Source organism: Arthrobacter sp. 01L42 (assembly GCF_056400005.1).
The window spans coordinates 227,615-238,337 of sequence record NZ_JBFTSL010000004.1; the positions used below are offsets into that span (position 1 = coordinate 227,615).

10 protein-coding genes are annotated in these 10,723 nt (G+C 67.9%); 7 read left to right on the forward strand and 3 right to left on the reverse strand.

Annotation, left to right across the window (positions count from 1 at the left end; translation table 11 throughout):
* Window positions 1-139: 139 nt before the first annotated feature.
* Window positions 140-676, forward strand: a complete 537-nt coding sequence (locus tag AC1DN2_RS05325) for a pyridoxine/pyridoxamine 5'-phosphate oxidase (RefSeq protein ID WP_476849480.1) — start codon at window positions 140-142, stop codon at window positions 674-676.
* A gap of 57 nt (window positions 677-733) precedes the next feature.
* Window positions 734-1,471, forward strand: a complete 738-nt coding sequence (locus AC1DN2_RS05330) for a maleylpyruvate isomerase family mycothiol-dependent enzyme (protein ID WP_476849481.1) — start codon at window positions 734-736, stop codon at window positions 1,469-1,471.
* 90 nt (window positions 1,472-1,561) lie between these two features.
* Here the strand turns inward: AC1DN2_RS05330 and AC1DN2_RS05335 are convergent, their stop codons facing one another.
* Window positions 1,562-2,080: a methylated-DNA--[protein]-cysteine S-methyltransferase gene (locus tag AC1DN2_RS05335; RefSeq protein WP_223917255.1), complete on the reverse strand. Its 519-nt coding sequence runs from the start codon at window positions 2,078-2,080 to the stop codon at window positions 1,562-1,564.
* Window positions 2,077-3,624, reverse strand: coding sequence for an AlkA N-terminal domain-containing protein (locus AC1DN2_RS05340; protein WP_476849482.1), 1,548 nt, complete (start codon window positions 3,622-3,624; stop codon window positions 2,077-2,079). The genes AC1DN2_RS05335 and AC1DN2_RS05340 overlap by 4 nt, the downstream gene beginning before the upstream one ends.
* Window positions 3,625-3,714: 90 nt before the next feature.
* On the opposite strand from AC1DN2_RS05340, the gene AC1DN2_RS05345 reads away from it, so the two are divergent.
* Together AC1DN2_RS05345 and AC1DN2_RS05350 are read left to right on the forward strand one after the other, a co-directional pair.
* Window positions 3,715-4,407: a DNA-3-methyladenine glycosylase gene (locus AC1DN2_RS05345; protein ID WP_476849483.1), complete on the forward strand. Its 693-nt coding sequence runs from the start codon at window positions 3,715-3,717 to the stop codon at window positions 4,405-4,407.
* A 73-nt stretch (window positions 4,408-4,480) separates the two neighbouring features.
* Window positions 4,481-5,143 carry a hypothetical protein gene (locus AC1DN2_RS05350; protein ID WP_476849484.1) on the forward strand — a complete coding sequence of 221 codons (663 nt, stop codon included), beginning with the start codon at window positions 4,481-4,483 and terminating at the stop codon, window positions 5,141-5,143.
* 5 nt (window positions 5,144-5,148) lie between these two features.
* Here AC1DN2_RS05350 and AC1DN2_RS05355 read toward each other — a convergent pair whose 3' ends face one another.
* Window positions 5,149-5,766 carry a GNAT family N-acetyltransferase gene (locus tag AC1DN2_RS05355; protein ID WP_476849485.1) on the reverse strand — a complete coding sequence of 206 codons (618 nt, stop codon included), beginning with the start codon at window positions 5,764-5,766 and terminating at the stop codon, window positions 5,149-5,151.
* A 187-nt stretch (window positions 5,767-5,953) separates the two neighbouring features.
* On the opposite strand from AC1DN2_RS05355, the gene AC1DN2_RS05360 reads away from it, so the two are divergent.
* From AC1DN2_RS05360 to tyrS, 3 genes are all read left to right on the forward strand, one after another.
* Window positions 5,954-6,475 (forward strand): adenine phosphoribosyltransferase, encoded by a 522-nt coding sequence (locus tag AC1DN2_RS05360; protein WP_476849497.1) that lies wholly within the window; start codon window positions 5,954-5,956, stop codon window positions 6,473-6,475.
* Window positions 6,476-6,622: 147 nt separating this feature from the next.
* A complete protein-coding gene (locus AC1DN2_RS05365) occupies window positions 6,623-8,851 on the forward strand; it encodes a HelD family protein (RefSeq protein WP_476849486.1) in 2,229 nt (742 codons plus the stop codon).
* A 60-nt stretch (window positions 8,852-8,911) separates the two neighbouring features.
* Complete coding sequence (gene tyrS, locus AC1DN2_RS05370; protein WP_230007239.1) at window positions 8,912-10,225, forward strand: tyrosine--tRNA ligase; 1,314 nt, start codon at window positions 8,912-8,914, stop codon at window positions 10,223-10,225.
* Window positions 10,226-10,723 lie beyond the last annotated feature (498 nt).

The following is a 10,723-nucleotide window of genomic DNA, read 5'->3' on the forward strand; positions in this document are numbered from 1 at the left end:
CTAGGGTGCCGGTGGGGAATTCCGGCAGCGTCTCGGCCGACGCTCCTGCATTGCCTGCAGGAGCGTCGGCGGATTTCTTGCCCAAAAGTGAGGGAGCGTTGTGCGTTTGCCGCCGAAAACTCCCCGCTAGCATTGCGACATGAGCGAATCGTTCCGCCAACTGCTGCGTGCCCTGCCCGACTTCCCGGAAGTGCTCCCGGACTTCGACCCTGCGGCGGCGCCTGCGGACCCCGCGGAGCTGTTCCGGCTGTGGCTGGACGAGGCCCTGGCGGCCGGGGTGCCGCAGCCCAACGCGTGCAGCCTGGCCACCGCCGACGAGCACGGCCGGCCGTCGTCGCGGATGCTGATCCTGAAGGACATCGACGCCGACGGCTGGCACTTCGCAACCTCCAGGGAATCCCGCAAGGGAAAAGAGCTCACGGCCAACCCGCATGCGGCGCTGAACTTCTTCTGGCAACAGCAGGGCCGCCAGGTCCGCGTGGCCGGGGACGTCGTGGAGCTGTCGGCGGAAGCCTCGGCCGCCGACTGGCGGGCCCGGCCCGGCGCCGACGGCAGCGAAAATGCAAACAATGAAAACACAGACTGGCAGCTCTACGCCCTCCGGCCGCGCGAAATCGAATTCTGGCAGGCCCGGCACGACCGCCGGCACACCCGGCACCGCTACGCGCCCCGCTGACCGGGCATCGCTCAGTTAATCCGACTTAATCGGGTGGCTCCGTTTAGGATGGGCGCCATGACCTCAATCACACCAGAGAACCTTCGGGCAGAACTGCACCGCGCCGCCGGAGTCGTGGCCGGAATCGCCGCGAAACTGACGGAACAGGACATCAAAGCGCCGTCGGAACTGCCCGGCTGGAGCCGCGGGCACGTGCTGGCCCACATCTGCGGGATTGCCAACGCGATGGGCCGGCAGCTCGAATATGCCGCCCGCGGCGAGGGCGTCGAACTCTATGACGGCGGCTTCGAGGGGCGCAACCGCGCCATCGAGATGGCGGCCGGCCACAGCCTCGCGCAGCACCGGGCCGACCTCGACGCGGCGTTGGACCGGGCCCTGCGCGCCTTCGACTCCCTCGACGCGGCCGGCTGGCGTGAGCCCATCACCTACCGCGGAGGAGTCGTGTTCGACGGCGGCCTGGCACTGTGGCGCGAACTCGTCATCCATGCCGCCGATCTCGGCACCGGCCACGGACCGGAAACCTGGAGCCGCCCGTTCTGCGGGCACCTTTTCGATTTCCTCTCCGCGCGGGTACCCGAGGGCCAGCGCTTCGTGCTGCAGCCGCTTGGCCTGCCCGCGGTGGCCATCGGGAGCGGCGGAACCTCGACCGTGATCAACGGCATGCTCACGGACATCGCCGCGTGGCTCGCCGGCCGCAACCCCACCCTCGGCAGCCTTCGCGCCACCGCCGCGGCCGACGGCGTCGACCTTCCGAAGCTGCTGCCCTGGCCTGCCGGCATTCCGGTCAACAACTGAGCCCGCCCGGGCCACGCAGGCCGTCCCTCGCACACGGTGCGCCCGTCAACAACTGAGCACGCCTGGGTCCGGCCGGCTACGGAATAGGGCCTAGGGCCGTGCCGTCGCGAGGGCTGCTTCGCGTTCCCGGTCCAACAGGCTGCCCTTGACGGCCAGCCCCCAGCGGAAGCCGCCCAGGGTCCCGTCGGTGCGGATGACGCGGTGGCAGGGAACAAACAGTGCCGCCGCGTTGAAGGCGCAGGCACTGGCCGCCGCCCGGACGGCCTTGGCGTTGCCGGACAGCTCCGCGTACTCCGTGTAGGTCACCGGGCGCCCCGGCGCGACCGTGCGCAGCACGTCCCAGGCATGGCTGCGGAACGGACCGGACTTCTGCAGCACCGGCACCCCCATGGCCGGCTCCGGATCGCCGGCATAGAACGCCTCCACGGCCTCGGAGATCCCGCCGAGCCCGGTGACGGTCTCGAATTCGGCCGGAAGCAGGTCAGCGTGGATCTGGCCGGTCAGCTCGCCGGGAACGGCGGTCCAGCCCGACGACAAGACAGCCCCGTCCCGGGCAATGATGGTGAACGGACCGTCCGGGGTGGACATGGTCAACAGCTGGGCTTTCATGGTTTCGCTTCCTTCGGAGTCTGCTTCGGAGTCTGCTTGTGGTTCTGCGTTGGAGCCTGCCTCGGCGGCGGGGACGGCTTGCGCGCCGCGGCCTGGGCAGCCGCTGCTGCGCGCCACAGGTGCATGGTGGCGTAGGAGCGCCAGGGGCTGACCTCACGGAAATCCGGGGTAAGTGTGGCGCCGTCGGGGGTCTCGGCGAGTGCACGGATACCGTTGCGGACCGCGGCGTCGTTGGCCAGGAACACATCCGGCGCGCCGATGACCCGCATCGCGACGTATCCCACGGTCCACGGCCCGACGCCGGACAGGGGCAGGAGTTTGGCCTCCAGCCCCTGCACGTCATCGCCGTAGCCGAAGTCGAGGTCGCCCGAGGCCATCGCCGCCGCGGCGTCCCGGACAGCATCGATCCGCCGCTGCGGGCCGCGGAGCAGTTCGAAGCCGGTCCCGGCGATCTGTGCGGCCGTCGGGAAAAGCCGGTGGAGGCCGTCGTCGGGCACCAGGCTCGTGCTCCCGGCCGGGGAAAGCTGGACCAGGGCGGTCCGCGCGGCGGCCACGGTGATCTGTTGGCCGATCATCGCCCGGATCAGCAGTTCCTGCGGATCAACGGCGCCGGGCATCCGCATGCCCGGCGTGCGCGCCACCGCGGCGGCCAGCCGGGAGTCGGCCTCGAGGGCGGCATCGATGGCGACCGGATCGGCGTCCAGGTCCAGCAGCCGGCGGACCCTGCTCAGCAGGGCGGCCAGATCCCGGAGGTCGACGGCGCCGATGGTCAGCACGAGCGGACGCCCGGCCGTGCTGGCGTCGTAATCCACCCGGAAGCGGGCATCGCCCTGCGTCAGCCGCAGGGTCCGGGCGTAGGAAGTGGAGGTACCTTCCTCGATCCCGGGGATGGCGCGGACTGCCAAAAAATCAAAGACGCCCGGGTCGAACGGTTCGCGGTACGGAAGGTTGAGTGTGAGCGCTGTGGTCGCCGCGGGGGAGCGGTGATGCCTGGCTGTGGCCCGGAGCGCGGAAGGCGTCATCGCAAAGACCTCGCCGATGGTCTCGTTGAACTGGCGCACGCTGCTGAATCCGGCGGCGAAGGCGATGTCCGAGACTTTCATGGCGGTGGAGACCAGCAGGGTGCGGGCGGTCTGGGCGCGGCTCGCCCGTGCCAGGGACAGTGGGCCGGCGCCGAGTTCGTGGCTGAGGATCCGATTGAGCTGGCGCGAGGAGTATCCGAGCCGGGCCGCGAGCCCCTCGACGCCGTCGCGGTTGATCACGCCGTCATTGATGAGCCGCATGGCCCGGCCGGCGATATCGGAGCGCACGTTCCAGGCCGGCGTACCCGGCACGGCCTCGGGCAGGCAGCGTTTGCACGCACGGTAGCCGGCGTCGTGCGCCGCGGCGGACGTTTCATAGAACGTGACATTGTCCGCCTTGGGCGTCCGCGCGGGGCACGAGGGCCGGCAATAGATGCCGGTGGTCCGGACAGCTGTGTAGAACTGCCCGTCGAATCGGGGGTCCCGGGCATCGATTGCCCGGTAGCGCTGCCAGAAGTCCATCACCCCATCCTGCCAGCTTCGCGGAGCAGCTGCTAGCGGAATTCGGACACGGCCGTCCTCTCCTTCGGCGGTGTTTGTTAAAGTCTGAGCATGACTTCCAGCCCGCTTCCTGCCGAGTCCGGCACGGAGTCCGGCGCGGCCGAGTCCGTCCGCGAGCTGCTCTCGGCCGATGCCCGGCACGTGGCGCCGCTGATCCTCGGCGCGGTGCTGACGCACGACGGGCCCGGCGGATCCGTCTCGGTTCGGATTACCGAAGTGGAGGCATACCTGGGCCCGCATGATTCGCACCACCCTGACCCCGGGTCCCACACCTTTCGCGGCCAAACGGCCCGCAACGCCCCGATGTTCGGTCCGGCCGGCCACCTCTACGTGTATTTCACGTACGGGATGCACCATTGCGCCAATATCGTGTGCGGGCCCGAGGGCGTGGCATCGGCGCTCCTGCTGCGGGCCGGCGAAGTGGTCGCGGGACATGAGCTGGCGAGGGCCAGGCGGCCGACGTCGAAATCGGATGTCGACCTCGCGAGCGGGCCGGCCCGGCTGGCCACCGCGCTGGGACTGACGACGGCGGACAGCGGGCGGGATGCCCTCGCGCCGCCGTTCCGGCTGGAACCGGCCGCGTACCCGCCGGAGGGGGTCGCCGCGGGCATCAGCTCCGGTCCGCGCGTCGGCGTCTCCGGCGACGGCGGCAGCCACGAGTACCCCTGGCGGTTCTGGCTCAGCGGCGACCCGACCGTCTCCCGCTACAAGGCGGCAAAGGCGCCAAGCGCCCGCGGCGCGTGAGGTAGCGGGCACTGTGTGCGCCCCGTTCCCGCGCCCTGATGCAGGCACGTGCGGTGGGGGATGATGGAGCAGTATGGGCGAGGGAAAGCGCGGAAAACCGGGCAGCGAGCTGGAACGGCTCCAGATCTTCGCGGAGCTGGCCACCGAGTACTTCCGGATGGTGGAACTGTTCACCCCCGATGGCGGGCAGGTCGCGGCGGACTCCGTCGAAGCAGAGCGCCGGCACTGGATTGAGCTCTTCCGCGCGGCCCTGCTGCGCAAATTCATCGTTCCCGAAGAACACGTTTCGCTCAAACTCGTGGTGCGGGCGCTGCGCCTGTGCAACTACTCGGCGGACTCCCGGCTAGCCCAAGGCGCAGCGGAAGCGGCCGGGATGTTCACCAACGGCATGATCCGGGACCGCGAGGCGCTGATGGCCGAAATCGCCCTGGCCGACCATGACTTGTTCGAGGACGTCCTCTATGGACGGCTCCTTCACGGTGACGCCGACAGGTTCCGCCGGTCCGGATGGGCCGGGGACTACGCCCGGCTGAGCCGCGTGGCAGCCGGGCGGTTCGACGCCGAACGCGCGCTCCGAAAAGCGCTGGACATCGTCTCCTACGGGCTTGCCAACGAACTCCTGCGCCCGCCGGAGCCGGACTCCGTGCCTCAAGATGCCGTGCCTCCAGATGCAGTGCCTCCAGACTCCGTGCCTCCCGTTCATCCGGACTCTGTGCCTCAAGCGGCAGGGGATTAGGGGTTTCAGGTTGCTGCGAAGCTGCCCAGCGAGTAGCCGGCGCCGACGGCGAAGGGGGCGAGCCGGCGCCGCAGGTCCTCGCGCACGTGCGGCCACTCCTGCGAGAGGATCGAGAAGACGGCGGTGTCCGCGCGTCCCCCGCCTGGCGCCGCGCGGTGGCCGCGGAGGACCCCCTCGAATTGTGCGCCGAGGCGTTCGATCGCCGTCGCGCTCCGGGTGTTGCGGGCGTCGCAGCGGAAAGCCACCCGGTCCACTTCCAGTACCTCATAGGCGTAGGCGAGGAGCATGTGCTTGCTCGCCGGATTGACGTGGCTGCCCCAGAACTGCCGCCCGTAGAATGTTCCGCCGATTTCCAGGCGTTGCTGGTCCGGAACGTAGTCGCGGAGGGACGTCGTGCCCAGCAGGGCCCCTGTGCGCCCGTCCGTCACGGCGAACGGGATGGTGGCGGGATCCTCCAGCCGTGACCGGAACAGCGCCGCCAGCTCGCGGGCAGTCCCCGGCATCGGCGCCGCCATGCCTGCCCACATGCCGGCGTCCACAAAATCGAAGAGGCCTGCCGCATGGTGCGGGGCCAGCGGAACCAGCCGAATCCCATGGCCGAAGAGGACGATTTCGTGTCTCATTCGAGCATTCAATCACCGGCGGGATGGACGGAAGTGGCGAATCCGGCACCGACAGCGTGAACGTTGGATGGCCGGCGGGTTGCCGCGGAGCTGGCGGGCCGGGAGGCCGGGGCCCGGGAGGCTTCCCGCTACCAGCCAGTAAGGTGGATGGGTGAATCAAAGCGACCCGAACCAGACGACGACTGCAATGCCGGTGGATGAGCTGATCAAGAGCCTGTGCGCCACCATCGCGGACTATCCCAAACCAGGGGTCAGCTTCAAGGACCTGACCCCGGTGTTCGCCGACGGCGCCGCCTTCGGGGCCGTCGTCGATGCCCTGGTGGGACCTTTCCAGGGCCAGTTCGACGCCGTCGCCGGAGTGGAGGCCCGCGGCTTCCTGCTCGCGGCGGCCGCCGCCTACGCCACCGGGACCGGGGTCATCACGGTCCGCAAGGCCGGCAAGCTTCCGCGCGAGGTGTTCTCCGAGGACTACGCCCTGGAGTACGGCACCGCCACCCTTGAGCTGCACACCACGGACCTGGCGCCGGGGAGCCGGGTGCTGATCCTCGACGACGTGCTCGCGACGGGCGGCACGCTCGGCGCCGCGGCGCGGCTGTTCGAGCGGTGCGGGATCCACGTGGCCGGCATCGGTGTGGTCATGGAACTCGACGATCTTGGCGGCCGCACGGCCCTGACCGGCCACAACGTCCGGTCCCTGTTGCGGATCTAGCGGGCCTGCCGGGCTGGACCATCCGGGACGTGTCGGTAGAATTCCCTGACGAAGACTGCCTTGGCATTGTTCGGCGACATGCAACAGCCGTGCCGCCGAAATGGCTGTAGAATGGTGGGTCTGTCTTTTTCGATAGGGGAACGTTCGATGCACGACGCTGATTTGGCCCATGAACGCGACTATGTGGCCGGACTTTACGCCCGGCTCGATGAGTTGCGGGCGGAGAAGCGCACCCAGCTGGCCCAGGTGCGCCGGGCCGGTGCCGTGGGCACCATGCAGAACGTTTCCGAACGTGATGCCTTCGCCGCCCTCTACGAGGACCGCCTCGCCCAGCTCGACGCCGTCGATGACCGGCTTGTGTTCGGCCGCCTGGACCTGGACTCCGGGGAGGCCCAGTACATCGGCCGCATCGGCTTGACCACCGAGGACCTGCAGCGGCTCATGGTGGACTGGCGTGCGCCCGAGGCCGGCCATTTCTACCAGGCCACGGCATTCGACCGGCAGGGCGTCCGCCGCCGCCGCCACCTGATCCTGCAGGGCCGCGAGGTCAAGGCAATCGAGGATGACGTGCTCGACGCCGGCATGCTCGCCGACAACGATTCGCTCCAGGGCGAGGGTGCCCTGCTGGCTGCCCTGAACTCCAAGCGGACGGGCCGGATGTCAGACATCGTCGGCACCATCCAGTCCGAGCAGGACCGGATCATCCGTTCCTCCATCTCCGGCGCCCTCGTGGTCCAGGGTGGCCCGGGCACGGGCAAGACCGCTGTCGCCCTGCACCGCGCCGCGTACCTGCTCTACACGCACCGGGACCGGCTCAAGAGCGCCGGCGTCCTGCTGGTGGGGCCGACGTCGTCCTTCATGAAGTACATCGAACGCGTGCTGCCCTCGCTCGGCGAGACCGGCGTCGTCATGGCGAGCCTGGGCCGGCTGATGCCCGGCATCACCGCCGTGGCCGAGCCGGACTCCGCCGTCGCCGCCATCAAGGGCCGGCTCGACATGGCCGAGGTGGTCGCCAACGCCGTGGCCAACCGGCAGCGCATTCCGGCCGGAAACCGGACCCTTGAGGTGGACGGCCGCAAACTGGTCCTCACACCCAGGCAGGTCCGCCGCGCCAAGGAGAGGGCGCGCGCCACGGGCAAACCGCACAACGAGGCCCGCGTCTCCTTCGTCAAGATCCTGCTCCGCGAATTGACCGAGCAGATGACGGAGCTGGTGGAGGCAGGCAACATCGGCAACAACGCCGACCGCTCGTACCTGGCGGAGGATGTCCGCTCGGCCCGGGATGTCCGGATCGCCCTGAACCTGTGCTGGATGCCGATGACCCCGGAGAAACTCGTGGGGGAGCTGCTCAGCAAGCCGGCCATCCTCGAGGCATGCACCCCGAACCTCAGCCCGGAAGAACGCGCGCTGCTGCTCCGCCCGGCCGATTCGCCCTGGACCGAGTCCGACGTTCCGCTGCTGGACGAGGCTGCCGAATTGCTCGGCGAGCTTGATGCCGCCGCCGGGCGCGGCCTGGCGCAGCAGGAACAAGACCGGGCCCGCGACCTGGCCAACGCCAAGCAGACCCTGGTCAACATGGAAACCGCCGGTGTGGACGTCCTTGTCACGGCCGAAGACCTGGTGGACCAGAACCAGGAGCGTGAGACGCGGCTGACCGCGGCAGAGCGTGCCACCACGGACCGTTCCTGGGCCTTCGGGCACATTGTCGTGGACGAAGCGCAGGAGCTGTCACCCATGCAGTGGCGGCTGCTGGTCCGCCGCTGCCCGCTGAAGTCCTTCACGATCGTGGGCGACATCGCGCAGACCAGTTCTGTTGCCGGCGCCAACTCCTGGCACAGCGCCCTGGGCCCCATGTTCGGCGACCGCTGGCAGCTCGAGGAGCTGACCGTCAACTACCGCACCCCGTCCCAGATCGCCGAGGCCGCAGCCCGCATGGCGACCGCGGCCGGACTGGTGGTTTCGGCGCCCAAGGCCGTGCGGGAAGGGCGCTGGTCCCCGGTCATCGACAAAGTCGGCCAGGGCCAGATCGTCAACAAGCTCGTCGAGGTGCTTCCGGAGGAACTGGACGCCATCGAGGGCGGCCTGCTGGCAGTCATCGCCGACGGCGGCCTTCTCCCCGAGGCCAGCGCGGCACTGCGGGCCGTGTACGGCCACCGGGTCGGGACGGGCGCCGGGAGTTACGCGCAGGACATCGTGGTGATCAGTCCCCGCGAGGCGAAGGGGCTGGAATTCGACGGCGTCGTGGTCCTGGAACCGACCGACATGCTCAACCACGAGCACGGCCGGGTGGGTGACCTGTACGTGGCCATGACCCGGCCCACCCAGCGCCTGCGGCTCATCGCCGCCGCCGGAGTCCCGGCAGGCATCGAGGAGTAGGCCCGGGCCGGCAGGCGTCACCTGCGCTGCGGCCCGGTTGATCCTGCTAACTTAGATTCCGTGTCCCAGCTAAATATTCTCGATGCCCAGCAGAACGATCCCAGCTTTGCCAATATCTGGCAGGAGCTGAAATGGCGCGGCCTTGTCCACGTCTCCACGGATGAGGCGGAGCTCGAAAAGCTCCTCGCCGGCGACCCCGTGACGTATTACTGCGGCTTCGATCCGACCGCGCCGAGCCTGCACCTGGGCAACCTGGTCCAGCTGCTGCTCATGCGCCGGATCCAGCTGGCCGGCCACAAGCCGCTCGGACTCGTGGGCGGCTCCACGGGCTTGATCGGTGATCCGCGTCCGACGGCGGAACGCACCCTGAACACCAAGGACACCGTGTCCGAGTGGGTGGGCTACCTTCAGGCCCAGGTCCGTCGGTTCCTGAGCTTCGAGGGCGACAACGCGGCCCGGATGGTCAACAACCTTGACTGGACGGCGCCCCTGAGCGCCATCGACTTCCTGCGCGAGATCGGCAAGCACTACCGTGTCGGCACCATGCTCCGCAAGGACGCCGTTGCCTCCCGCCTCAGTTCCGACGAAGGCATCAGCTACACGGAGTTCAGCTACCAGATCCTGCAGGGCATGGACTACCTTCAGTTGTTCCGCGACTACGGTTGCATGCTGCAGACCGGCGGCTCGGATCAGTGGGGCAACCTCACCAGTGGCACCGAGCTCATCCGCAAGGTTGAGGGCAAGCACGTCCACGCCCTGGGAACGCCGCTCATCACCAACTCTGACGGCACCAAGTTCGGCAAGAGCGAGGGCAACGCGATCTGGCTGGATCCAACCATGTGCAGCCCGTACGCGTTCTACCAGTTCTGGCTCAACACGGCGGACGCCGACGTCGCGGACCGACTCAAAGTGTTCACCTTCCTGAGCCGCGCCGAGATTGAGGAACTGGAGCTCGCGATCGCCGAACGGCCCTTCGCCCGCGAGGGCCAGCGAAAGCTGGCCTACGAGGTGACTTCGCTCGTCCATGGCGTGGACGCCACCGAGAAGGTCATTGCGGCTTCCGCCGCGGTGTTCGGCAACGGCGACCTCTCCGTACTGGACGAAGCGACACTGAAGGCGGCGACCTCCGAGCTGCCCTCCGCCACGGTTGACGCCGGCGCCCTGGGCATCATCGAGCTGCTGGTCGCCTCCGGTCTGTCTGAGAGCAAGTCCGCCGCACGCCGCACTGTGGGGGAGGGCGGCGCCTACGTCAACAATGCGAAGGTATCTGACCCCGACGCCGTTATTGCGGCCAGCGAGTTGCTGCACGGGCGCTACCTGCTTCTGCGCCGGGGCAAGAAGAACCTGGCAACGGTGGAAGTCGCCGCGCCCTGACCAGCACGGGATCCTGACTGGTACCGGATCCTGACTGGTACCGAAAACGCACCTGCACGCTCCTTCCCGGCCGATTTGCACGGCCGGGAAGGAGCGTGTATTGTTTTCTGAGTTGCCGCCGTTGAGTGGTGACAAACCCCCACAAATGAGAAGCAATTCTTCATGCGCCAGGCGCACATAATGAAAATTGCTTCAATTCTGCTGGGCGGATTCGCTCCGCAAAGCGAAATTCCGATGAAAATCGCGAATTTGCAAAGTGGAAATGAATGAAATAAGCTGTAAACATCGCAGCGAAGAAAAAACGGAATAAAGAATTCATGGAAATGAATTGTTTCGGCAAGTATTCGAATGTGTCTGTTGTTTGAGAACTCAATAGTGTGCCAAGTTTGTTGATACCAATTTATTGTATTGAATTGGTTGAATTTGCCGGGCCCGCCACCCCGTGGTGTGGTCTGGTGTTATTTGGCTGGTTTCAAATTTTGTGCAGCGTGTGTATCC

What these genes read in the sequence shown, in the direction of transcription:
- AC1DN2_RS05325 (WP_476849480.1), top strand. Translation starts at nt 140, where the DNA reads ATGAGCGAATCGTTCCGCCAACTGCTGCGTGCCCTGCCCGACTTCCCG.
- AC1DN2_RS05330 (WP_476849481.1), top strand. Translation starts at nt 734, where the DNA reads ATGACCTCAATCACACCAGAGAACCTTCGGGCAGAACTGCACCGCGCC.
- AC1DN2_RS05335 (WP_223917255.1), bottom strand. Translation starts at nt 2,080, where the DNA reads ATGAAAGCCCAGCTGTTGACCATGTCCACCCCGGACGGTCCGTTCACC.
- AC1DN2_RS05340 (WP_476849482.1), bottom strand. Translation starts at nt 3,624, where the DNA reads ATGGACTTCTGGCAGCGCTACCGGGCAATCGATGCCCGGGACCCCCGA.
- AC1DN2_RS05345 (WP_476849483.1), top strand. Translation starts at nt 3,715, where the DNA reads ATGACTTCCAGCCCGCTTCCTGCCGAGTCCGGCACGGAGTCCGGCGCG.
- AC1DN2_RS05350 (WP_476849484.1), top strand. Translation starts at nt 4,481, where the DNA reads ATGGGCGAGGGAAAGCGCGGAAAACCGGGCAGCGAGCTGGAACGGCTC.
- AC1DN2_RS05355 (WP_476849485.1), bottom strand. Translation starts at nt 5,766, where the DNA reads ATGAGACACGAAATCGTCCTCTTCGGCCATGGGATTCGGCTGGTTCCG.
- AC1DN2_RS05360 (WP_476849497.1), top strand. Translation starts at nt 5,954, where the DNA reads ATGCCGGTGGATGAGCTGATCAAGAGCCTGTGCGCCACCATCGCGGAC.
- AC1DN2_RS05365 (WP_476849486.1), top strand. Translation starts at nt 6,623, where the DNA reads ATGCACGACGCTGATTTGGCCCATGAACGCGACTATGTGGCCGGACTT.